Origin of the sequence: Desulfosporosinus acididurans (assembly GCF_001029285.1) — a bacterium.
Lineage (GTDB): Bacteria > Bacillota > Desulfitobacteriia > Desulfitobacteriales > Desulfitobacteriaceae > Desulfosporosinus > Desulfosporosinus acididurans.
Window position 1 is genome coordinate 119,128 of sequence record NZ_LDZY01000010.1, and the last position, 24,626, is coordinate 143,753.

Genomic DNA, 24,626 nt, shown 5'->3' on the forward strand with positions numbered 1-24,626 from the left:
ATTAATCCCCGCCCATAATTTGATCGAGTTCTAAAAGAATGAGTAAGCGCTCACCAGTTTTCCCAACTCCGCGTATGAACTGAGAGTCAACACCAACCGCTATTGGCGGCGGGGGTTCGATACTGTCACTATCCAAATGTAAAACTTCTGTTACGGCATCCACGCGAATCCCGAAAACTTTAGCTTGTACTTGAACTACAATAATTCGGCTAAGTTCCGTTTCTTCCGCACGAGTCATGCCGAAACGAGTTGACAGGCTCACGACCGGAATCACGTTCCCCCGTAAATTTATGACTCCTTCCACATAAACCGGGGCATTAGGAACCCGCGTAATCGGCGGAATTCGAATAATCTCCTGAACGCGCATAATATCAACGCCAAATTCTTCAGATCCTAAACTAAATGTTACTAATTGTTCTTCAGCCATGCTTTTCTCCCCCTTAGATTTTTCTCGTAACTAAAACGTCTTGAAGAAGAGATCCTATATCAAGAATTAACGTAACTTTGCCATCGCCTAAAATTGTCGCTCCGGCAATTCCTGGCAGGTTATTAAGAAAATCACCCAGGGACTTAATGACAACTTCCTGTTGTCCGCGCAATTCATCAACAATTAGTCCCAGCACTTTATCTCCAAAGCCCACAACAACAACAAAAACCTCATTTTGGAGAGTTTCCGCATCCGGAAGGCCAAATTTTTCTTGCAAAGAAATCAAGGGCAAAGTGTTTCCGCGCAGTTGAACCATCTGCAAACCGCCTACAGTCTTAATGTCCGAACGGTTAACGAGCAAAGTCTCCAGAACCGAGGACAGCGGAACAGCATAAATTTCATCCCGTACTTCCACAAGCAAAGCTTGAATGATCGCTAAGGTCAAAGGCAGACGAATTGTAAAGGTAGTCCCCTTACCTTTGCGAGTTGTAATATCGACCATTCCTCCGAGATTATTAAGGGCCTTTTTCACAACATCCATACCCACGCCTCGCCCGGAAATGTCAGTAACTTTATCTGCCGTACTAAAGCCGGGCAAGAAAATGAGATTGGCGATATCATTTTCAGAGAGTTCTTCCCGCTCATTAATAAGACCCTTAGTAAGAGCTATTTTCTTTATTTTGTCGAGATCTAAACCGCCTCCGTCATCGGAAATGAGAATCGCAATATGGTTGCCATCGTGATATGCATCCAAAGTAACCGTTCCATGAACCGGTTTGCCTGCCGCCCGGCGTTCTTCCGGAGATTCAATACCATGGTCCACCGAATTACGAATAAGGTGCATGAGAGGATCACCGATCACTTCAACGACGGTCTTGTCAAGTTCAGTATCTTCGCCCTTTAACACCAGATCAATCTCTTTACCCGTCTTTTTAGCCAGGTCCCGCACCAAGCGCGGAAAACGATTGAAGACAGTTCCAATGGCGACCATGCGTAAGCGCATAACACTTTCTTGCAAATCGTTCATTAACCGTCCTAAGTAAACATTCGCCTCATTTAAATTATTTACCATCGGGTCCGTGCTGTACTGAGATTTTAAATCCAAGCCAATTTGTACCAATCTGGTCCGGGTAATAACCATTTCGCCGACAAGGTTAATGAGATTATCCATTCTAACCGTATCAACACGAATTGTATGAACCTGAGTACTGCTTTCCCCATTCGTTGGCGGTTGTTCAGGAACAGCCGGCGCTGCCGCAGGTTTGCTTTTTTCTTTAGGTACGTCAGGTATACTCTGTTTAACAGTTTCATGATTCGCAGTTTCCTGGGGCACAATTTCGTTATTCGAAATATTCGGTTCTTTCACAGCACTCTCCGGCGTTAAATAGGGAAAAATGGCCACACTTGTTATGTCAGTGATCTCTAAAACTTCTTTTCGAATCTCTTCACCAGGTTCATCACTTAAAAAGAGAACAGAAAAGCCATCAGCCTGTCCCGCTTCCAACTCTTCAACACTCGGAAGAATTTTTATGACCTTCCCCATACCTTCAAGCCGTTGGATGGACATTACGGCACGAACTGCCTTCATGAGAGTATTAGGTGCAAGCTTGACATCAAGTTCAAAAACACCATGCCCCATACCATGGGCATCGTTAACTTTTTCACGTTCCTGCTCACTAAGAGAAAAGTCAAGCGGTACAAAACTGGCAGGCGCTTCCTCTTCATGGGCAAAGGTTTGCTCGGTTTTCTCTGAAGCCGCAGGGGCGGTTTCCCCATTTAATAAGGCTTTCATAGAATTCACTAAATCCTCAGATCCATATGTAATTTCTTGACGCTTCTCAACCTGTTCCAGCATAGCCTTGACCCTGTCAGTCACAGCAAGCAGAACATCAATCATTTCCAGCGAGACATCAATTTTCCCTTGTCTTAAGCGATCCAATAAATCCTCAGCGGCATGAGTTATTTCAACAATTGGAGTAAACCCCATCGTACCTGAAGCACCCTTCAAACTATGTGCCGAACGGAAAAGGTCGTTAATTAAGCCAATATTTCCGCCCTCTTTTTCCAATTGTAATAACCCTGCTCCGAGCCTTTCAATCTGCTCTTGAGAATCTAATAAATAAAAGTCTAAAAATTCCCCTAACTCAACCCCTTGGTTTTTGTCATCGTCCTGGCTCATCCATGTCACCTCAATCATTCAGGTTATTCCACAGTTAATAACTTCTCTCTATTTCCTAATCCGAGACATTGCAACTATTGCAATTCACCAGTTATCGACACATATCTTGTGGATTAGATATGTTCCTTCTATATATGTCTCTTCTATATTAAATTATTAACTCAGATACTTTTATTCGCCATCATTTATCATACTCCTCCACATATCCTTATGAATTTCCTAAATATGATAGTTCAAAATAATAATAAACCTTTTTTCGCATCGTGTTATATAGGACCTTTGGGTATAATTAAATGCTGCAGGTCGTATCCTCGGTAATTTGTTTAATTCCAATAATTTCAAATGCCAATTCATTATTTTCAAATCTTATAAATTTTCGAGTTAGTTTTTATTCTAGCATTTACTATGTTTATCGTATATAGTTTTTTCGACAAATTATACAGGAATATAATAGAAAATCGCAGGATAATTGCGAGAATTATCCTGCGATTTTCTATTATAGCTGTATTCGAATTTTGGACAAATCGAGCTACATAACCTTAACCATTTTTATCCACAAACTTTGGTTCAGCTGAGCGCATCTTTTGATACAACTGATTTTGGAGTTGTGTAGTTTTAAAACGAATAATCTGAGACTTTGTTCTTTCTCTGACCATTTCAGCTTGTTCCTTATACTGTTTATCGAAGGCTTGAATTTGCACGATGACTTTGTTAATGTTAGCGTTTGTTGTCGTTAGATTCTGATACAAGTCATGAGAAATATAGGGCTTTATTGACTCAAGCTCAAAATTTCCGAAATTAAGTACATTGATAATTTGGTTACCAATCATAGTAACTTCTTTATTTACTATCTCAATTTTATTAATCAGATCTTGACGCTGCTCGAACATTTTAATGAACAACTCAGCTTCATCATCAGGTGACTTCATTTCAAGATGTTGAGTTATTTTGAGCATTTCCTCAAAAGCTTCAAGGTTTAAAGTCATTTTCTCGTAAATGGCCTCACATAGATTACTAACTTCTTTGTTGATCATCTCAAGCCACCATCACTTTCGACCGTTCTTTTGATTTTGGCTTCCTTACTTGTAAGATAAAATACGATCCCTCTGCCAATCATTATTCAATCAGATCTGCCTTAAGCAAAGCATCCACAATAGGGTACATTTGATCGACAGGTAACCCTATGATCTCACTAATATCTAATAAATCATTACTCCCGTCAGCATAAGCAATAAAATTCATCATATTTCTGACGGTATTCCCAGATTCTCGTGTACTGATCGTTGGATAAAGGCCTCGCCTTCCTAATTGAGGTTCGCCCAAACATTTTATCCGGTATTTTCTATTTATCTCTAATAGTTTAATACAATCCTTCAAGACATCAAAACTTCCCTGTAAGCCCGCTGGAGAAATCAACGATAAATCGTCAAGCGAAGTGTGGTATTCCGGATATACTCCATACTTTGTGCGCATTATGCTCGCCATAGGCAAGTCAACTCCGGGGCTGCAGTATTGTCGTTCGTCACTTCCCCGTTCAAGATATGAATACCTTACGAACTCAGGATGTTTATGCGTCAAAACATTCAAAGCTACTCTGTCCGCCAATGTATTGCCATATCGAGAAGGTAGGAAAGAATAAGCCCTTTCATCGCCCACGCAAGATATATTAAACCCTGCAACAACATTCTTCTTCATTTCCTTAAGGTTTTTGCTTAAATAAACAAGTGATCCAATGGTTTCAGGTACAAAGACTATCCGATAAGTATATTTACGCCGCGGAAGCTCTAACAGCCACTTTGCTAAATAGGTTACAACCGCGGGCCCGGAAAGCTCGTTGTTCGCCATGGACGGGTGACAAACGTAAGTCGATAAAAATATCTCTTTCTCTGTTTCCCCAGGGATGATAAGCTCACCATAAGTTAAAGACCCCTGAGTCAAACTCGAATTAATACAAACCCGATATTGACCTTCTTTTAGCGACAGACGCAGTTGATGGGAAAGACAAAAGCCCCATCGCTCTTTGTAGTAAGAAGTAACATAAGGAATAGCTTCGGGCATGCTTTCTATAGAATAAAGATGCTGCTGCAGCTCCTGCAGGGACATTACCTGATCAATAGGGACGGAATAACCAACGACATGAAGATTATTCTTTTTGAAATCAATAACTTTGTTTCCCTCTTGGTCTTCAACGTACGCCTCAACAATATTCCACTCATTAGGCACTGTCCAATCAAAAGCCGACGAACCGCTGGGAACTTCTTTAATTTTAAGGGGAATATGCTCCTGAATAATTTTGAGTGTCTGCCTTACCCCCTCCCCGGTTATGCTGCGGCAAATAGGAAATAGTTCTTCAGCCAAACGATACATGGCTTCACCCGTCATAGTTGTATCAGGCATTTTATCAGCAATCCTCCTATATTAACGGACACATTATGCTCTCTACTGCAGTGAACTCGGTGGGGGACTCTACCCCCACCGAAGCAGAGTACGGGGGACCCACTCCCACTTATAGAAGTGGGAGTCTTACGATTTGATAAAAACTTATAGACTACAAATTGGGCTCCCCTTCTAAAAAGAAATAGGGGTCCGAATCCAGTAATTTACAACCTTCGGCAAAGAGCTCCTCTGAGCTGATGCATTGGATGATACCGTTTCCCAAAGTGACTTGGTCTAACAATCCCTTGCTCAGCAGATGTTTTTCCAAGGGGTTTGTATCTAAGTTAACATTTTTACCTAAATAGCGGACAAAAAAAGTATAGCTATCCTCGTAGACCTGATCATCATTTATGATCGTTCCTGAAAATGTCTTGATATATCGATAATTACAGCCGTGCATTTGTTCAATATGATGGATATAGGTACAAGAATGAAAGGGTGCACCCAAACATACAAATTTCCCTTTAACCCTGCGAAGCTTACCAAATATAGAATCATTATCAAAAGAATCGTGCCCAATGTTCATGAAAAAGTCTTGCTTTTCTCCCCAAACTGCCGCTGAAAATATGGGCTGCACTGTTCTTTTCACATCACTGCGTTGTCTAAAATGCTCTGTCAATACACCAACGGTCGATTTACTCTCGGCAACATTAAAGGACTCGCCATTACAAAAACTGTAACTGAAAGTTGGCATAATAATAGTACCCTGATCACCCACCACTTCAATAACAGCTTCAATAATACTGTCTAAGAGAAACTGTCGGTTGAAAACTGCCAGTTTACCAAATACAGCAATATCTGATGTCATATATACCGTATCACCCTTAGTAATACCTAAGTTTTGTAAAGCCTTCACAAAGTCCAGGGAAGAAATAGCTGCATCATTATAAGTAAATAATGGCGTAAGGAATTCTGCTTTAGGACTTTGAATTAAATCCACCTCAAGCACCCCGCTTCGCTAATACCAAATCCTGCAGTTGTTGAAATGTTTGTAATTCCTCAACTTCCTTCATGGTAAACTTAATGTTAAGCTGAGTCTCAATCTCGTTAATCAACATCATATGACCAAATGAGTCCCACCCCTCGGACTTGTTCCGAGTTAAAGACTCAGTAACTTCTTCTACACCAATCCCTAATACTTTAGCCGTTATGCTTTTTAAATCATCCATTCTATCACCCCATTATAACTTGAATAAAATCAGGATAAGGAAAATCGTGCCGCATATCAAACTCCCAGATTTGACGCTGTGCCTCTGTCCTCACATGCCGAAAACCATGTGAAACATAGAAATCCTGAGACGGTATGTTCTTGGCGGTTGGAATAAACTCTCCTTCAATTATTGATACCCCTGCTTGGCGAGCCTGTTCCCAAACATAAGCCAGCATTACATCTTCTATTTTCCGGCCTATAACTCGGCAGCTTAATAAGAAGTTGTCAATACGCCAGCGCTGGTCTCCTTTTTCAACCATGACCAAGCCAGTTATCCCATTATCGCCAAACTTATCTATGACCTGTACTCCGGCAATCAGATAGCGGTTACTGGCTGCCATTGCGCGTATTTGTCCTTCTTCGTACCTCCGTGTCGTAAGGTTGAACTGGTTTGTTTTTAACGTCATCTGAGCAATTCTGGGAATCGTGAACGTATTTGCAGGATGAATTTTAGCAGTCATACCAAGCCCGGATAAATAGTCCTCCACGCTGGCAGACGATTCAAGCATCTCTTTACGTTGACGCTGTGCAGTATACATCTGCCCTTTCTGTTGATCCTCAGCTGTAAACTGCAGTACATTCCAAATATTCAACTGTTGAACAGTAGTTAGGTACAAAGCAGGATCCTCAGGCAAATCCACCACCGTAACTTCCGGCAGTGAACCCTTGACTATTTCACGATTCAGCGGATCATCATCAATAAACACCATACTGTCCAGACCGATATTCAGTTCCTGAGCCAAAGAACGCAGGTTCTCTGCTTTATCTAACCAATTAATCCGTTCTGCAGCGAAGTGCTCTTCTCTCAGCAGCATATAAGGATGCTGAGCAAGAACCTGCTTTACTTCAGCAGCATTATTCTTGCTGTTAAGCGCTAAAATAATGCCCCGTTGATACAAGGCCAAGAAAAATTTTTGAAATTCCCAGTAGGGCCTTCCCTCGGCAGTCGGACCCAGACGAATGCCCTCTAACCCATCTTCACCTAAGACGCCGCCCCACAATGTATTATCCAGGTCTAAGACAATACACTTTACCAAAATACCCAGCAACGGTTTGAGATAGCCTAAATAAGCATCACATAACATGGGCATATACTCGAAACTTAATTTAACATCCCCCAAATAATAATACTTCGGATCACAAAGACTGTGCTGGCCGTAATAGGAACACCAGTTTTGATAATCAAACAATAGAACCTGATCATTGTCTTTCCAGACCTTCCGAAGATGCTGGTTCAGCAGCTGCACAGCTTCAACTATACCAAACTCTTGTTTGGATTCTAAAATACCCAAAGGCGAAAATGATGGCATTTCAAAGTTATGGACCATTACTTTAGCGGAGCAGTTCTGATTTAGAATACCGACAAGGTTAGTCAACTGATCAAGTTTTTCGAAAATCAGCGTTTTGCGCGCAGTGTTATTCAATTGGTAAGGCAAAAAATAGTAATCACCAAGCAACGTGCGCAAATCAATGAACAGCACAATGATATCCGGCTTAAAAGCATACAAGGAACTGTTTCTGTCCAAAATTTCCTGTGTGTACTGGTTATACGGCGCCGTATAGATATCCGGTTTGATACCATCTATTAGACATTTCACAGTCAGGATTTCCGACAGCGGTTGGATCGTGAAACTGCTTAATAAGGCAATCTTGACCTCACGCTCGCTCCCCCATTCCTCTCTCATCTCTGCAGTCAGCTTCCTATAAATACGCACATAATCTGCAGCAGTCTGCGGCAAATTTCCTCTCAGAAATGATCTCGCCGTTCCCATACATTACACCCCATTAAATATTTCGTCTAGATTCTTTTCAATTGTTCCTTTAATTTTTGCCCCTTTACTGGCATTAATAAAGATAACCTGAGGATTGGCTGCGATTGTTCTTTCAATCCAACGTTTATAACTCAATAAGCCTGAATTAGTATCCAACAGTTCTCCGTTAACACCTAAGACTTTAGCAGAACTGAAAAGAGCAGCGTCATTACTCGCTCCGTAAATTTCAGTAAAAACATTGGTATGGTGTTGGTTGTTAATGAATGCTAAATCCTGACCAACAAAAATAATCGGGCTGGCCTTACCTTTAAGAGCAATTGACAGCAGAGCTGTGGCAACGGACATACCTGTCTCAATGGTTATATTTCCTTGTTTCGGTTGATTATAGAAAATGTACTTAGGCCCCAGATAATTTGCCAGGGCTAAATGTGATGCCGTACTTAAAAAACAAAGAGGTATGTCAAGGTTTTCATAACCACTGAATTGTTTAGCTACTATATCCTGGGCATCAATAATACAAATCATATCCGGTATAATGTTATGATTCATTAACGTTCTCAGAGCGCTTCCTACACAAAAGAGCCTGAATTGGCTTCGATACCTCAGCAACTCTTCAAGCACTAAATCTAAGGATGGTCCGGCAGAAACAATAACGACCGGTTTATCTGCAAAAACGTCATGATTTAAATAATCCTCAATCGTATTGTAATCGAGCCTTTGATTGAGTTCGCTGTTTTCTTTGAGACTAGCTCCATGACGTTGAATTGAGATTTTGCCCATTTCGAAATCGAGAATCACATTTTTAAGATCCTCATAATCTCCGGGCAATATCCTCAAAGAAGGCTTATAGATTAAAAGATCTCCTGCATATTTAAGCTTCTCAGCAAATTGACTTAAAAAATCGTAATTATATCCCTCAATAAGCGTTACCCGCTGATCACTTAACACCTGTTGAACCGGTTCTCTAGTCCGTACTTTTTTTACAAAAGCTTGGTCCGGTTCAAATAAGAACACTCGGCAAGCGGGGCCGATTCTCTTGAGTAGTTCACGGACATGGTACCCCAAACCCAAACCATAAACGGCCACACTATCTTTATCTTGATAGATTCCTTGATTATGATCTATAAAGGCGACGGCTTCTTTCCCTGGATCATATTTGCTATGGAGCAGCATTTCGTTTACCGTCAACGTTGGCTGACCATTTTTGGCTTTGAAAAACCGGAGAACACGACCGTCTTTTAGTTTAATAACTTCATCCAAAAATAAAATCACTCCATCCGTTTTGGGATTTTAAAAAGCTACAGTCTAACCAGTTTTGTTCACTGATCAGGGTATTGAGCAGTTTCCATAACCTTTCTAAATTCCAGCAAAAGCGAGCCTAAATTTACAAAAAGATCCTGAAGCAATTTCGCTTTGCTGATAATAACCATCTCAGGAGCCTCACTTTTTCCGTCCCAATCAAAATAAACTGACATCACGCGAATAAATTCAGATCTGAACGTGTAAAAAAGCCATCTGTCTTTCATCATGTTCCGAACTTCATTTTCCATGTGCTGCAAATAACCTTGTTTTGCTTTTAAAGGCATCTCCGGATCTTCGATGTTCTTAGACAGTTTCATTCCTAAGCTGCACGCTGATTCAGATTCTCGTAACTTCTCTATACGTTTAGCAAAGGATCTGCGAATTCTGTTTAACATTTCTACATAAGGAACTGTCTGCTGCATAGACTGAAGCCAATCTGCAAAGGAATCTTTCGTTGCCGAATTAATTCCAACATATTGTTCCAATGCTTCATTTAACGGCAGCTGCCGGGTTCCCTTTATTTTAACTCCTCCCTCGGTTGCATTAATGACTAGGGAAGGGTATTTTTCTAAATAATCCTCATACCAATCTCTGAACAATTTCCAAGTCAGGCACGAAGAAACTTCTCCGCCATGATATCCTTCTAAGAAAACTCTATCAGAACTAGTAGATAACATCGTATTATGCTCATCATCAACACCATGCGTCTGTCCTTGATCACCAAAAGCTAAGTCCTGTCCAATTAAAATAATTGGCGCAGCCCCAATATGACGGGCAACAATAAAGGCAAAGTGCGCTACCGACAATCCAAGAGACATCACCTCACTGCCCATATCATGAGCAAGCTCATGTTGAAAGTAGCCGCCGCCGCCCAAGATCAAAAGATTCTGCTGAAAAAGGCTGATACATCGAGGATCTACCCCAGGATTAGCCACAAAGACTATAGACTTAGGAATTGGCTCTTGGCGTCGATAATGTCGTTCTGCCAAATCAGGTTGAATATCGATACTAAAGGCGGCATCAGGAATAATTCCATCATCCATTAAGCGATTGAAGACCGTATTGACACAAAATATTGTAACCCGATCCTGCCACTCTTTAAGTACATCAATATTCTTATCTAAAGACGGTCCGGCCAAAACAATCACAACAGGTTTGTGCCAAGTATCTGCGATTTGACTCGGATAGGGAGCCCGTGCCAGATAAGGAACATGTTCTACGGTATTTCTTAACCGTCGCAGCATCCAATCAATCTCATGATTCATGACCAGATAATGATTATTCAAAGCTTCCTGCACTAACCGGCGCATTCCTTGAACTTCTTGATTTTCACAATTTAATTTTGGTGCAAACGTTAAGAAATCGATCTTAAAAAGTTTTAACAACAGATCTTCTATCTTAAAAACGTCGTTCAAAATCGCCCTGATTTCCGGAAGGCTGCCAAATGCTAAAATAACTCTGCCTGTAGAGACTATCTCTTGAAAATCAATCACCTGCATCGCAGCTCTAATCATATCCCAATCAGTTTCCAGAACAAAAATCATCGACTCTGGAGATGTTTGGTTTAATAACTCGGCCAGATGATAACCCAACCCTAAGCCAAGAACAAAAATTGAGCTGTTCGCAGGAAACTTTTTGCCTGTAATTAATCTTGAAGCTTCAGTTATAGGATCGTAAGAACTATGCAGGAGAATATCCTGACCGCCAATCTGTTTGACCCCAGTAAGGTATCCTTTTTTTCCAGTCATTACGCGTACTGAAGAAGGTTCCTGGGATGTCAGCTTACATGCTTCAAATCCTTGCGTAAGCAGGAAACGAAAGTTTTTTCTGTAAAGCATCATCGTTTTAGTCCCTTCAATCCCTGCTGAGAAATTTTTCCTTAGCCTAAAGAAGTTTCCGCCTGTTATTAAGCCTTAGCTGTACCGCTTATCTCAGCAGCTTCTGCCCAAGTCTTGCGAAAAAGAGTTAGAAATCCTTCAACAGGTTGGAGCCGATCTATATTTTTTTCGACAGCAGCTAAGATCAATTCATGCTGATAGAATTCATAAAGCTTTCTTAAATTTTGAGCTATCTCCCCCTGATTCATATCCAGGGACGTGTTCAGTTCAACAAAGATATCCTGAAGCTTCCCCAGCCACTTGTCGACAGAGCCTTGATCCTGCTGTTCTAAAGCACTCCGCATTTGTTGCAGGAAACGCAGTGCTCCATCATACAACATGACGATCAGCATCTCCGGAGTGGCTGTTTCTATAGCTGAAAGATCATATGTACGATTGGCTATGTCAGTCGTTGATATATCGGACATAAAAAAACTCCTTTTATTATACTGCTTTTATACTTAACAACTTTTGAATACTTTCCTGCCACTGCTGCAGAATCGGAGTTACTTCAAATTCTAATAAATCGCTCATTGCAACAGTATCTCTTTTTTCCATAGCTTCATTAACTTGACTAATGATATCCATGATTCCTTCTATAGGGATCTTCTCGATTTGAACTTGTCGGGTCAGTTCAATAACTTGAACAAGCCATGATATCCCTTGAGCAATAAGGGCCACGAACTGAAAGCCCTCTGACTCCTGACCACTTTGGAAGAATACTGCGGCATCTAGAGAGCCTTTAATTAGCTTATTAAGATAGTCATCAGCTGTACGAAGCATTTCAATTTGTTCTTCCACTTTTGCACCTCTTCTGTTTCATTGTTAGCACCGCATCCTAAGTTCAATCAATTATAGCCTTGCGTTTCGATACCGGACATTCCAGCTATCCCTTTAATCTTAAGAAATCCCTTCTTAAAGCGGACCATTCCACGCAGCAATAATCCGATTCGCAATCCCCTGGGCAGTTAACCCATATTTATTTTGAAGAAAAGTATACTCCGCGGCTTTACCAAATTCATCAGGAATCCCGATTACAATCTGCTTCGGTACATTAGCCCTCGCGGCTTTATATTCAGCAATTGCCCCTCCTAAGCCTCCGACAACACTATGCTCCTCGACAGTGACAATTAACTTATAAGTCGCGAAGATCTCATCTAACATTACTGTATCCAACGGTTTAATGGTATGCATATTTACTACACAAGCCGAGATACCCAGTTTTTGCAAAATTTTTGCTCCGCGCAGTGATTCATTAACCATGGTCCCCGTGGCAATAATAGCCACCTCACTGCCTTCCCGCAGTTTAATGGCCTTGCCGACAGAGAATTCATAATTATCTTTATAGACCACAGGATTCCCCTCAACACCTGTAAGGCGGAGATAAGCCGGCCCTTTATGTTCAAATAACGATTCAATTACCTTTACTGTCTCAGTGCAATCAGCCGGTGAAATAACAGACATATTGGGAACCGTTCTGAGAAGTGCTATATCCTCTAAGCCGTAGTGAGTATTTCCGCTGACGCCCATACTTAAGCCGCTGGCTATTCCCACAATCACGACGTCCAAATCCATATAACCTAAATAAGTGCGGATCACCTCAAAGCAGCGCATGGAAGCAAAGGGAGCAAAGGAAACCACAAAAACTTTCATGCCTTCCTTGGCAAGCCCTGCCGCTATTCCAACCATATTCTGCTCTGCTATTCCTACATTGAGAAAGTTGTCTGGATACCTTTGGGCAAAGTCACTTAACCCCGCCGAACCTGCAACATCCGCAGCAATCACCATGGTATTGGGATGCATTTCCACTAACTCTGACATAACCAAGCCAAATGTTTTTCGTGAACTCAGCCGGGACCAGAGCAACGCATTCTTGGCATCATATCGCATTTCCCTCCGCCTCCAGTTCCGCTATAGCCTTTTCATAGTCCTCTTGGGACAAACGTCCATGATGCCAGCTGGGATTACCTTCCATAAAAGATATACCTTTTCCCTTCGTTGTGTTTGCAATCACAACATTGGGTTTTTCTTCATGTTCCAAATCAGAAAACACATCTAAAATCTCTTCCACATTGTTGCCATCAATTTCATGGACTTCCCAGCCAAAGCCTTTAAATATTGCGGATAAATTTGCCATCTTCATAACATTAGACGAATCTCCGTCCAACTGCAGCTTATTTGCGTCAATAATGGCTGTCAGATTCCCCAGCTTAAAATGAGCTGCAGCCATGATAGCTTCCCATACAGAACCTTCATTGCATTCTCCGTTGCCCAAAAGAACATAAACAATGTGGTTCTGCCCTTTACGTTTTGCGGCAAGAGCACTTCCGATTCCGAACGATAAGCCCAAACCCAAACTTCCGCTGGAAAGTTCAATTCCTTTCTCTAAATTCATGACAGAATGTGCTGGAAAAAGTCCTTCATTTTCTTCAAAGGAAAACAGCTCATTCTCAGTCAGAAATCCACATTCATAGAGGGCTGCGTAATGTGCCATCGCACAATGCCCCTTACTTAAAACAAACCGATCACGATTTTCAGCGAGAGGTTTGTGGCTGTCAACGTTCATAATGACTGCATACAGGGCTGCCAGGATCTCTACACTTGAAAAGGAACCGCCAATATGCGCCCCGTTGGCTCCGGCATTCAAGCCCATTTTTAAGAGGTTTTTCCGCATATTCAAGGCGCAGTTTCTAACTTTCTGAATTACTTCGGATTTGTTCTCTGCAAACACCCTACATTCCCCCATCAACGCGAATCACCTGCCCCGTAATGTATGAGGATAAATCAGAGGCTAAAAACAAAACTGTTTTTGCTACCTCATCAGGCCTTCCTTTTCGTTTCATGATTGATTTTCCCAACGTTTTCTCCATGAGTTCGCTATCCATGTTGCTGCTCATTTCAGTGTCAATTATCCCCGGTGCAATGGCATTCACACGAATATTATTGGGACCTAACTCAATAGCCAGCTTTTTACTTGCTCCGATCATAGCCGCCTTACTGGCGACATATTCGAGCTGAGCCGGATCTCCGTCAAGAGCGGCAATTGAAGCAATATTTATGATGCTTCCGCTTTGCTGCTTGGCCATAACCCTCGTTATATACTGGGTAAACTGCATCTGTTGAAAAAAATTTACTTCGAACACATTCTTTATTTTTGTCATTGAGGTCATCTGAAAAGAGCTGCTCTCCGCAATCATTCCGGCATTATTGACCAGGACATCAATTCTGCATTTACTTAACATAATGGTTTTAGCAGCAGCTTTGAGCTGGGTTTCATCGCAAAGATCAAAGTATATGGGTTCGATCCAAACGTTATTGTCTTTACTTAAACGTGAAATCCACGCTTCAAATTCATTATCTTGTTGTCTTGCGCATGCCCATATATTTGCTCCATTTTTTGCAAATAGCTCAATGATTGCCTTTCCAATACCGCCCTTAGAGCCAGTTATTATTGCGTTTTTTCCTTGAAGCATTTAAGGTCTATGCCTCCTAGTTCCTTAATTCAAGATTTATTTACCAGAATTCATTCTTGCTTAAAGCGAAAGTTAAGCCAATAATTATAGAAATTGTCAATTTCATGCTTACATCCAGTATATCGGCTTAAAGTTAACAAAAGTTAAATTAACAGCGAATAAAGCTCAAACCGTTTTAATACCTTAAAGATAAATAATTTTTATTTAAGGAAATCCAACCATCGGGTTGGATTCAATAACTAAAGTTTCGCACGCTCACTTTAAACAGACTATCGGACTTGAGAACATAAGCAGTAACACGATTCCCGGCCGGCTAAGGGGGGCTTCCGCCCAAAGTTGCTGAGATGATAATAAAGAACGTTGGATCACCCCTACGAAAGAGGTAGGCCAAAAGCTCTTAGACGAGCTCATTATCGAAGAATACGTATGAATTTCATAGAAGGACTTTTACAAGTAAACCAGAAACTTGTTGAGAAGAATGTAGTGCAACACCTCTGGGAACTATTTGAGAGAGTTACCTCAAGTTATAATCGACAGCATCACTAAGTCCGGCTCAGTAGACATTTTGGAGTTAGTAAAACAGTAGTTTAGAGGAGTGCAAAACTTCGCTAGTATAATTTATTCGTTGAACGGTATAATTTTGCCCTTGAACCCAAAAAATCTTAAGTCTCTCGTTATGTTTTTAAGAAACACAAAATTGGATACAAGAATTGCCTCAATTTTATCTGCATTAAAATCATCTAGTTTCACAACTGGAAGGCCACAAAAATCTCTCACTGTCGCGTACTTATCAATAAACTCTACCACAGAAATCTGAGTACCTTTCAACAGATTAAATAACAATTTTGCATTATCGTTAACACCATAAATGGATATTCTTTTATATCCTTTTTCAATTAATTTCTTTTCCAATGATTTTTGTGGTTCTGGATTACTTAAGAGTTTACTAAAGGCATCAAAATAAATCTTATAGTCATAATAGGGATGTTCTTTTTCTTCGTGAATATGGTGGGCACCCCAAAAGTAAACACGTTCATCCATAAGAATAGGATCTTTTAGTATTTCCATATATTCATTAAAATAAGGGTGTTTTGGATTTAAGATATCTTTAAACCAATATTCTTCTTTTGTTAATGCAAACCAATAAAATATAGGTTTTATGACTACGCAATCACATTCAAATTCCTCCAAGCAGCGATGCACAAATGAGGGCAACTCTCGATAATTTCTATCTTGAACTACAATCGAAATTTCAAATCGTTTAATTTTCCCTGTTTGTCTCAAGGACTTTATAAAATGTAAATTTTTAATTAGTGTATCTAAGTTATCATGGCCGCCACTTAAGTACTTATAAGCTAATCGTTCAAAACTGTTAGGGGTTACAGTTATAACAATATCGTTTTTGTACAAATGACTAATTTTTTCCCAGTGAATTTCATCGCACAAAACTCCATTGGTTTCCAACTGAAGCAAAAATTCATTCCTTTGCGGCCTTATTCTTTGAAGCATATCCATAACATAGGGACTGGCGAAACAGTCTCCATTACCGTTCGTACTTAAACTATCAGCCTGGTTTATAACTGGAACTAACTTATCTGAAATAATTTTTATATTCTTTATATAGTCGTCATTAGGTTTAAACACTTCATGTCTGCAAGAAGGGCAAGAATGATTACAAATGTAATCATATGCTGCATTAAATTCAGATGGAAGCCTTTGAGAAATTGTTTTCTCTGTAAATTCCTCTTGGCTTAGGTCGGGCAGAGTATTATTTGCTAAATAGGGACATACTTCATTATTGCACAGAGAGTAAGAACCATCTCTGATGGTATCACGAATTGTTTCTGCTTCGCTGCTGTTCCATACTTCCTCTATACTTTTATTTAAAATGTTTCCTATACATACATATGTCCAACCACATGCGCGAACATCACCATTCGGGAATACATATAACTGCTTAAACGGCCTGCTGCAATATTTCACTTTCTTTACCTCCATAATTGTTAAAATTTCACCGGCTTATCTTCCCCAAAAATTTTCCTATAATAAATCTTTTGTACAATGGCACTTACAGCAAGCTTCATTGATTGCAGGATACGGCCACTATCTAAAATCATTAATAGAACAACCTTTAAATTTTCAAAACTTTTATTGTTTAACAGCACAACTGCGGCACAAACAAGCTTGTCCTTTCTGGTATCAATCATTTGAAAGTCTTGGTGCAATTCTTTTTGCACATATTTTTCTAATTGTCTTAAATAATGATATTCCTCATATCTCCTGTTTTTTTTACGGGCCAAAGACTGCCAGTTGCCTTTTTCTTTTTTTTCAACTAAGCGATAGCATGACATTGATTCATCAATCCGATATACTTTACCTGATATAGAAAGAAGCAGTCCTATTGTTCGATCACCAATAAAATTATGTGCTCGATAGAGGATGCTGAAATCATGCTGGGAGTTTTTAAAAATATTTCGAAAAGCCATACTGCAAAAGTGTCCTGGATACTTGCCTTTTTCACAGTCTTCGAGTGTATACTCTGACTTAGAGTAATACCAGTAAGAATCTGTTTGATTCTGATTTTTTTCCAGGATCGCTTCGCCATCTTCATCAACAACTGTACACAGATGACTGCAACCTATATATTCTTCATTTTGGTTTAAAAAATCGATCTGCTTCTGTAATTTACACTCATCAGACCAATAGTCATCGCTTTCCAATTGGGCAATGTATTCCCCATTCGCACTTTGGTAGAGTTGAAATAAATTTTTAGTCGGACCGATATTGGTTTCTCTTAAAAACAATCTGAATATCTGAGGATACTTGCTTTCATATTCTTTTAATATTTCCTGTGATCCATCAGTAGAGCAATCATCGCCAACCAGAATTTCATAGTTAAAATTTACTTTTTGCATCAAAATGCTATCTATAGCCTGTCGGATATATGCAGCATGATTATAGGTCAAAACTATTATGCTTACCTGAATCAATGTCTCTTCTTGCATACTTTCCCTCTTAAATCAGATAGAAACGTATTAGTTTCTATCCTTGCTTTGTCCGTAATTAGCGCTTAGTTAATGGGGTTTTGCCATTTCTGCCAAAGTATAAAGCTTTGATTTCAAGATGCTTGACAGATTTAAAATTAAGTAACTGAGTTAGTTTCATAATTCATACCCCTTGATATAAGCGGGTTTTTTACACGTAAAAAAGGAGTACCTCCCCAAAATCTCGAAAGTGTAAGTGACCAAACAAACACCGAGAGGTTGAAGGAGAACTCCCAATGTTTAGTATTCGCCAAGAACGTCTATTTTCCTTGGAAGAAATCTTAGAAATGTCACCGAGAGAATCGTATCCGCTTCTATTAGATCCGCTGGATATCACTCCTTTATTGAGAGTGGTTTCCAAGAAGGCATTTTTGGGAGCTCCAACCACGCTTAACTATTCAGCCATGATCTATTCTTTATTCATTCGAGTGATCGAACGAATTCCTACAATTAAAGATTTACGAAAGCGATTAAAAAATAGCTTGGAATTCCGTTTCGACTGCGGCTTTACGATGGCTGATGCAGTTCCTAGCGAGTCCTCTTATTCAAAAAATCAATGGTTCTTCTGCTTTGGAAAAAATTCAAAATGAACTAGTCTCTCAGGCGTTTCAAGAAGGTTTCATCGATGGGGATGTTATAGCCATCGATGCTACTCATATTGAAGCGAGAGACCGTAAACCTGAGAGAAAGAAAGAAGAAGAGGTCCCAGTCAAGCAATCCTCTAAAAAACGCGGACGAAAACCCAAAGCAGAACGGGAGAAATGGCTCAAAGAACAACAGGAATTGGAAGAGAATCGCCCCCTTTTTGAGAAGAAAATTGAAGCTCAACTTCCTCTTGATTTCAAGACGATCGAACAGCAAATCCCGCAAGACCCTCACTGGGGAATTAAGAAAAACTCCGAGGGCAAAAACGTCTTTTGGTTCGGGTTCAAAGGTCATCTTCTCGTGGACTGTAAAAGCCAATACATTTTAAAGTCCTTACTTTCCTCGGGAAATGTCAATGATGGCAAAATGGCGATTCCTCTACTCAAGGCTCTTCATGAACTTCACCCCCAGCTGAAGCCTTCCTATTCACTTTTGGATGCTGGTTATGATTACAGCCCAATTTACCAACAAGCAAAATCCATAGGGTCAAGGGCCCTGATTGATTACAATCCACGCAACGAACAGCTACCCGAAGACAAGGACAAATACTTTTGCCCCAAGTGTCAAGAAGGTCATTCCTACCAATATGATAGCTATGATTCCCAATATGACACGTTGAAATATACTCAACCCAAGGAGTGCAAAGAGTGCCCTCTGAAAGAAAACAACCAGTGTCAAAAGGTATTCAAGGTTAAGGTTTCATCAGACCCCAGAAAATACACCGTTCCAGCCAAAGGAAGTGGGCGTTACTTTGAACTCTATAAACAGAGAACAGCCGTAGAACGTGTTAATGCTTATCTCAAAGAGTACTTTCAGTTAAACAACATTCGACATCGAGGAAACGTAGCCAAAGTAGACTTCGAGTTTTCTATCCTGACCTATACCCTCTGCAAATTAGCCGTAGACCGATTGAACAAGTTCAAACGTATAGCTGCAGCATAAATTTTCAAAAAATGTTACTAACGAAATTCTGAAGGTCTGAGCTTTAACAATTAAACATTATGAAATTGACTCACGTATATTATCATTAAATATGTTACACCCTAACTAAGGTCTCAAAGTCGCATAAAGCGCATTACAGGCGACTTTGTGAACTATAATTAAACATATTACATAGGAGGTTATTTGGGTGTTTAAACATGTCAAGGATATGGAATACACAGTTCACGTTGATCGGCCTGACCCTCGGTTTGCAGTACTGTTATTGGAACAGTTTGGGGGAGGCAATGGCGAACTTAAAGCAGCTATGCAGTATTTTTCTCAAAGCTTAGGCTGTAATGATCCGAAAATAAGGGATTTGCTGCAGGACATTGCTGCTGAAGAATTAAGCCATTTGGAGATGGTGGGAGAAGCTCTGGGGATGCTCATTGGACAAGTTGACAATATTCCCAAAGACTTTGCAGCGAATCATATGGCTTTGCTCGGGGGAGGCCCTCTGCTTGTAAATTCTGCCGGAGTTCCATGGATGTCAACCTATGTCAACTCCATGGGAGACCTGTATACAGACCTTTCATCAAATGCCGGAGCAGAATTGCGGGCAAAATTGATTTACGAGCGCCTTCTGCAGCAAACGGATGATGCGGGCGTTAAAGATATGATCCGATTCCTTTTAAGTCGCGAGGAGTCTCATAACTTCTCATTTATGAAAGCCATTGAGACACTGCAGGGATCAGGAGTGAATAAGGACTTCAGAGATTCGGATTTCTCGAAAAAATACATGAATATGTCCACTGGCCAAGGGGATAGCCGCGGGCCATGGAATCAAGGAAACGAGTTTTCTTATGAAGAAAATCCTAACGAGAAATATGGTGGACCGGCTCAATATGGAAAAGATCCTCAGCCAAACGGACAACGAGAAGTGGCACCTGGTTATATGGATCAGACCCGTAACAATCCTCAGTATGCCCAGCCACAACCGCCGAAACAACATTAATTATGCAAAAACAAAAACCAAAGGACGTTCCTGTCCTTTGGTTTTTAAGTAAAGAGATGGTGTTTGGGAAATTCTAAAAGTGAATATTTATGTTTGAACGGATTGACAAGAACCTGCAAATCAACTAATATATTTCGTGTACGAAATATACGTCGACGAAATATACGTTATCGAAATAAGTAAACAAAGGAAGTACGGATGATGGAAAATCCTAGTCAAAGTTATCAAATCGCTAAGCTGTTTCAAGAAATTATGATTCTTTTTAGACACAATAAAGGAAATGTCTTTGAAGAGAGCGGCATTACTATGCCTCAAATGATGGTTATGGGAATATTGGGTAAGGAAAAGACCCTTAAGATTACTGAATTAAGTGGGAAACTCAGCTTATCCAACAGTACCGTGTCAGGGATTATTGACCGTTTGGAAAACATGGGTCTTGTTGAAAGAAAGCGAAGTGAGGAAGATAGAAGGGTCGTGTATGTCAGTGTTTCACCAAAATTTGCCGAGATACATCAACGCTTACATCAACAAATCGTCAAAAATATCTCCGGCGCTTTAAGTACAGCAACATCGGAGGACCAAGAGAAAATTATCGAGGGGTTAGAACTTTTAAAGAAACTGCTTTATGATTACCAGCAATGTCCAATGGATAATTGATAGATTGTTAAGAGGTAGGGGGACGTTCATGATTAAATTGTATAAATCGTTAAGACATTTTTTACCCTATATTTGTGGCGTAATTTTGTTCCTTTTTGTACAAGTGCTTTCGGATTTATACTTACCAACGTTGATGGCGGACATAGTCGATCATGGGATTGTAAATAAAGACATCGGTTATATATTTCAAGTCGGTGGACACATGCTTTTAATTGCAGCCGGAGGGACTTTATGTGCTGTTGCCGCCAATTTTCTTTCTGCGAAAACTGCTGTAGGGTTTGGCAGGCTCTTGAGAAATAGAATCTTTACGAAAGTACAGAGCTTTTCACTACAGGAATTTGACAAGCTTGGTACAGCGACATTAATTACCAGAACAACGAATGATGTGACTCAAGTTCAGCAAGTCTCCGTGCTAATTTTAAGTATGATGATTTCTGCACCACTTACCTGCCTGGGAGGGATTTCCATGGCTATCCATGAGGATCCAGGTTTAACGTGGGTTCTCTTAGTTTCGGTTCCGGTGCTTTTTGCCATTATCGGAATTGTCCTGACCAGAGGCATACCTCTCTTTAAGTTGATGCAAATCAAACTTGATAAGCTCAATCTTGTTTTACGTGAAAATTTAACGGGAATACGTGTTATTAGAGCTTTCAATCGTATCGAAAAAGAAAAGAAGAGATTTGATGATGCCAATCTAGACCTTATGAACAATGCTGTAAAGGTTAATAAGATCATGGCTGTACTAATGCCTATGATGATGCTAATTATGAATTTCACAACGATTGCCATCATTTGGTTCGGAGGAATGCGTATTAATAATGGCGAGATGCAAGTGGGCTCTCTGATGGCCTTTATTCAGTATTCGACACAAATCTTATTTTCTTTCTTGATGATGACGATGCTCTTTGTAACGGTTCCGCGTGCTCAAGCCTCTGCTGCGAGGATCAACGAAGTTTTAGAAACTGAGGTTGAAGTTAAAGATCCAATCCAGACAAAGGTAGTGCCTTTAAAGAAAGGATATGTTGAGTTTCAGGGCGTTTCCTTTCGATATCCCGGAGCGGAACAGCCGGCCCTTAAGGAGATTAATTTCAGTGCTGGCCCCGGGGAGATTACGGCCATTATTGGAGGAACGGGCTCTGGGAAATCAACCTTAGTAAATTTAATGATGCGTTTTTATGATGTTGGGAGCGGACGGGTTTTAGTGGATGGAGTAGATGCCCGAGAAATGAGCCAAGAAAGTTTGAGAGCTAAGATTGGGTTTGTTCCCCAAAAATCTGTGCTTTTTTCCGGAACCATTGGTGATAATATCCGCTATGGCAAAGAGAATGCTTCCTTGGAAGATGTGGAACATGCTGCTCAAGTTGCCCAGGCTGTAGATTTCGTGGCAGGAATGGAAGAGGGGTTTGAGCATATCATTGCGCAAGGCGGGACCAATGTTTCAGGAGGGCAGAAGCAGCGCCTTTCCATTGCCCGCGCTTTAGTCAAAAGGCCCGAGATATATATCTTTGACGACAGCTTTTCGGCCTTAGACTTCAAGACCGATGCCAAATTGAGAGCAGCTTTGAAACAGGAAGTTTCAGAGGCTACGGTATTTATTATTGCTCAGCGAGTTGCAACCGTCATGGATGCGGATAGGATTATTGTCCTCGATGATGGTCAAATTGCCGGCATAGGGACCCATCAAGAATTGTTAAGGACTTGTGAGGTCTATCATGAAATTGTAGCTTCGCAGCTTTCAGAGGGAGAATTAGCATGAGCAGACAACGAGAAATGACAAGACCAACAGGTCCAATGGGCGGCAGACAGGGTGGACCTGGCGGATCTATTGGGAGACCTATTGAAAAAGCCAAGAATTTCAAAGGAACATTGCATAGACTTTTGGGTTATTTAAAGCCTCAGAGACTAAAACTCAGCTTTGTGGTTGTGTTTGCTATTTTAAGTACTGTATTTAGTATTATGGGGCCAAAGATTATGGGCCAGGCCACAACGATAATGTTTGACGGAATTATGAAAGGCGGAAAAATCAATTTTGATGCTATTTGGAGAATTGTCCTAACTCTGATCGTTCTTTATCTTCTCAGCTCTTTGTTTAGCTATACTCAACAATATATCATGGCTGGGGTGGCGCAAAAAATTGTTTATAACTTGCGTAAAGACGTCGATGAAAAACTTACGCTGCTGCCGCTCAGGTTCTTTGATGCTAGGACTCATGGCGAAATATTAAGCCGTGTGACGAATGACGTTGATAATATTGCCAACACCTTGCAGCAAAGTCTTACTCAACTAATTACCTCTATTGTGACAATCATTGGGGTCATCGTGATGATGTTGACGATCAGTCCTCTGCTGACCTTAATTGTTCTCTTGACTCTGCCTCTCTATATTTTAGTCACTTCGATGATTGCTAAACACTCACAAAGGTTTTTCGCTGCTCAACAAAAGTCCTTGGGAGAACTGAACGGCCATGTGGAGGAAATGTTTACCGGTCATGTTATCATCAAAGCCTTTGGCCATGAGCGTAAGTCTATTGAAACCTTTAAGGAAATTAATGATAGACTTTATGATGCGGGATGGAAAGCTCAATTTATCTCTGGAATCATCATGCCCCTTATGCGATTTGTCAGCAACCTGGGATATGTCATTGTCAGTGTAGTTGGGGGAATTTTCGTTACCCATGGCCGAATTAATATTGGAGACATTCAAGCCTTTATTCAATACTCCCGTCAGTTTACCATGCCGATTGTGCAGACTGCGAACATTGCCAATATTATTCAATCAACGGTTGCCTCGGCAGAGCGTGTTTTTGAATTATTAGATGAAGTTGAAGAAATTCCTGATTCTGAGGATGCTAAAGTAATACCCTTTCCTAACGGAAATGTGAGTTTTGAAAATGTTGATTTTAGCTATAAGGAACAAGAACCGTTGATCACTAAAATGAATATTGATGTCCGGGAAGGAAATACCATAGCAATTGTCGGACCGACCGGTGCAGGTAAGACTACTTTAGTGAATTTACTCATGCGCTTTTACGATGTGGATGAGGGCAAGATTGCTGTTGACGGTGTGGATATTCGGGATATTAAACGTGGGGAACTTCGAAATATCTTTGGTATGGTGCTGCAGGATACATGGTTATTTAATGGAACTATTTTGGAGAACATTGCCTATGGACGTGAGGGGGCAAGCGAGGAAGAAGTTATTAAGGCGGCCAAAGCAGCTCATGCTGATCATTTTATAAAAACTCTGCCTGATGGGTATATGACCGTCTTGAATGAAGAAGCCTCAAATATTTCTCAAGGGCAAAAGCAGCTGCTTACAATTGCCCGGGCGATTTTGGCAGACCCGGCTATCTTGATTTTAGACGAAGCTACGAGCAGTGTTGACTCAAGAACCGAGGTCTATATCCAAAAGGCTATGACAGAACTGATGAAGGGAAGAACGAGTTTTGTTATTGCCCATAGGTTATCAACGATTCGCGATGCTGATGTAATTCTTGTTATGAATAAGGGGAGAATTATTGAAATGGGCAATCATGGAGAGCTTTTGGAGCAAAATGGGTTTTATGCAGATTTGTATAATAGCCAGTTCAGCGGGGCGGACTTGGATCATGAGGTGGTTTGAATTTAAAGGAAATTAGTAAAAAACTACTGCTGTAAAACAGCTTCTAGAAA

At 40.5% G+C, this 24,626-nt stretch carries 20 protein-coding genes and 1 pseudogene; 5 read left to right on the forward strand and 16 right to left on the reverse strand.

From position 1 onward, the window contains the following. Position 1: 1 nt before the first annotated feature. The 16 genes from DEAC_RS14800 to DEAC_RS22310 all read right to left on the reverse strand — a co-directional run bounded on the left by DEAC_RS14800 (position 2) and on the right by DEAC_RS22310 (position 17,681). A complete protein-coding gene (locus tag DEAC_RS14800) occupies positions 2–427 on the reverse strand; it encodes a chemotaxis protein CheW (protein ID WP_047810847.1) in 426 nt (141 codons plus the stop codon). Positions 428–440: 13 nt separating this feature from the next. Beyond that, the gene (locus DEAC_RS14805) at positions 441–2,606 is read right to left on the reverse strand and encodes a chemotaxis protein CheA (RefSeq protein ID WP_047810848.1); all 2,166 of its coding nucleotides are present in this window, start codon (positions 2,604–2,606) and stop codon (positions 441–443) included. A gap of 539 nt (positions 2,607–3,145) precedes the next feature. After that, positions 3,146–3,640 (reverse strand): hypothetical protein, encoded by a 495-nt coding sequence (locus DEAC_RS14810; RefSeq protein WP_047810849.1) that lies wholly within the window; start codon positions 3,638–3,640, stop codon positions 3,146–3,148. 82 nt (positions 3,641–3,722) lie between these two features. Beyond that, positions 3,723–5,003 (reverse strand): DUF4910 domain-containing protein, encoded by a 1,281-nt coding sequence (locus tag DEAC_RS14815; protein WP_047810850.1) that lies wholly within the window; start codon positions 5,001–5,003, stop codon positions 3,723–3,725. A gap of 151 nt (positions 5,004–5,154) precedes the next feature. Beyond that, positions 5,155–5,982 carry an AAC(3) family N-acetyltransferase gene (locus tag DEAC_RS14820; protein WP_053006453.1) on the reverse strand — a complete coding sequence of 276 codons (828 nt, stop codon included), beginning with the start codon at positions 5,980–5,982 and terminating at the stop codon, positions 5,155–5,157. A gap of 1 nt (position 5,983) precedes the next feature. Then, a complete protein-coding gene (locus DEAC_RS14825; RefSeq protein ID WP_047810851.1) occupies positions 5,984–6,211 on the reverse strand; it encodes an acyl carrier protein in 228 nt (75 codons plus the stop codon). 4 nt (positions 6,212–6,215) lie between these two features. After that, positions 6,216–8,024 (reverse strand): HAD-IIIC family phosphatase, encoded by a 1,809-nt coding sequence (locus DEAC_RS14830; protein WP_047810852.1) that lies wholly within the window; start codon positions 8,022–8,024, stop codon positions 6,216–6,218. Between the two features lie 3 nt (positions 8,025–8,027). Continuing rightward, positions 8,028–9,284: a motility associated factor glycosyltransferase family protein gene (locus tag DEAC_RS14835; protein ID WP_053006454.1), complete on the reverse strand. Its 1,257-nt coding sequence runs from the start codon at positions 9,282–9,284 to the stop codon at positions 8,028–8,030. A 59-nt stretch (positions 9,285–9,343) separates the two neighbouring features. Then, a complete protein-coding gene (locus tag DEAC_RS14840; RefSeq protein WP_047810853.1) occupies positions 9,344–11,167 on the reverse strand; it encodes a motility associated factor glycosyltransferase family protein in 1,824 nt (607 codons plus the stop codon). A 65-nt stretch (positions 11,168–11,232) separates the two neighbouring features. Beyond that, the gene (fliS, locus tag DEAC_RS14845) at positions 11,233–11,631 is read right to left on the reverse strand and encodes a flagellar export chaperone FliS (RefSeq protein WP_047810854.1); all 399 of its coding nucleotides are present in this window, start codon (positions 11,629–11,631) and stop codon (positions 11,233–11,235) included. A 16-nt stretch (positions 11,632–11,647) separates the two neighbouring features. Continuing rightward, the gene (locus DEAC_RS14850; protein ID WP_053006455.1) at positions 11,648–12,004 is read right to left on the reverse strand and encodes a DUF8042 domain-containing protein; all 357 of its coding nucleotides are present in this window, start codon (positions 12,002–12,004) and stop codon (positions 11,648–11,650) included. Positions 12,005–12,118: 114 nt separating this feature from the next. Beyond that, entirely contained in the window at positions 12,119–13,093 is a 975-nt protein-coding gene (locus DEAC_RS14855; RefSeq protein WP_047810855.1) for a transketolase family protein, read from the reverse strand. Then, entirely contained in the window at positions 13,083–13,934 is an 852-nt protein-coding gene (locus DEAC_RS14860; protein ID WP_242847169.1) for a transketolase, read from the reverse strand. Before DEAC_RS14860 ends, DEAC_RS14855 begins: the two co-directional genes overlap by 11 nt. 1 nt (position 13,935) lies before the next feature. Further along, a complete protein-coding gene (locus DEAC_RS14865) occupies positions 13,936–14,676 on the reverse strand; it encodes an SDR family NAD(P)-dependent oxidoreductase (protein WP_047810856.1) in 741 nt (246 codons plus the stop codon). A 618-nt stretch (positions 14,677–15,294) separates the two neighbouring features. After that, positions 15,295–16,659: a radical SAM/SPASM domain-containing protein gene (locus tag DEAC_RS14870; RefSeq protein ID WP_047810857.1), complete on the reverse strand. Its 1,365-nt coding sequence runs from the start codon at positions 16,657–16,659 to the stop codon at positions 15,295–15,297. Between the two features lie 20 nt (positions 16,660–16,679). Next, entirely contained in the window at positions 16,680–17,681 is a 1,002-nt protein-coding gene (locus tag DEAC_RS22310) for a glycosyltransferase (RefSeq protein ID WP_053006457.1), read from the reverse strand. Positions 17,682–17,956: 275 nt separating this feature from the next. On the opposite strand from DEAC_RS22310, the pseudogene DEAC_RS14880 reads away from it, so the two are divergent. The 5 genes and pseudogenes from DEAC_RS14880 to DEAC_RS14900 all read left to right on the forward strand — a co-directional run bounded on the left by DEAC_RS14880 (position 17,957) and on the right by DEAC_RS14900 (position 24,576). After that, a pseudogene (locus tag DEAC_RS14880) lies at positions 17,957–19,307 on the forward strand (transposase). Between the two features lie 187 nt (positions 19,308–19,494). Beyond that, positions 19,495–20,298, forward strand: a complete 804-nt coding sequence (locus DEAC_RS14885) for a manganese catalase family protein (protein ID WP_047810858.1) — start codon at positions 19,495–19,497, stop codon at positions 20,296–20,298. Between the two features lie 201 nt (positions 20,299–20,499). After that, complete coding sequence (locus tag DEAC_RS14890) at positions 20,500–20,955, forward strand: MarR family transcriptional regulator (protein WP_047810859.1); 456 nt, start codon at positions 20,500–20,502, stop codon at positions 20,953–20,955. 28 nt (positions 20,956–20,983) lie between these two features. Next, positions 20,984–22,711, forward strand: a complete 1,728-nt coding sequence (locus DEAC_RS14895) for an ABC transporter ATP-binding protein (protein WP_047810860.1) — start codon at positions 20,984–20,986, stop codon at positions 22,709–22,711. Beyond that, the gene (locus DEAC_RS14900) at positions 22,708–24,576 is read left to right on the forward strand and encodes an ABC transporter ATP-binding protein (protein ID WP_152671411.1); all 1,869 of its coding nucleotides are present in this window, start codon (positions 22,708–22,710) and stop codon (positions 24,574–24,576) included. The genes DEAC_RS14895 and DEAC_RS14900 overlap by 4 nt, the downstream gene beginning before the upstream one ends. The last annotated feature ends 50 nt before the right edge of the window (positions 24,577–24,626 follow it).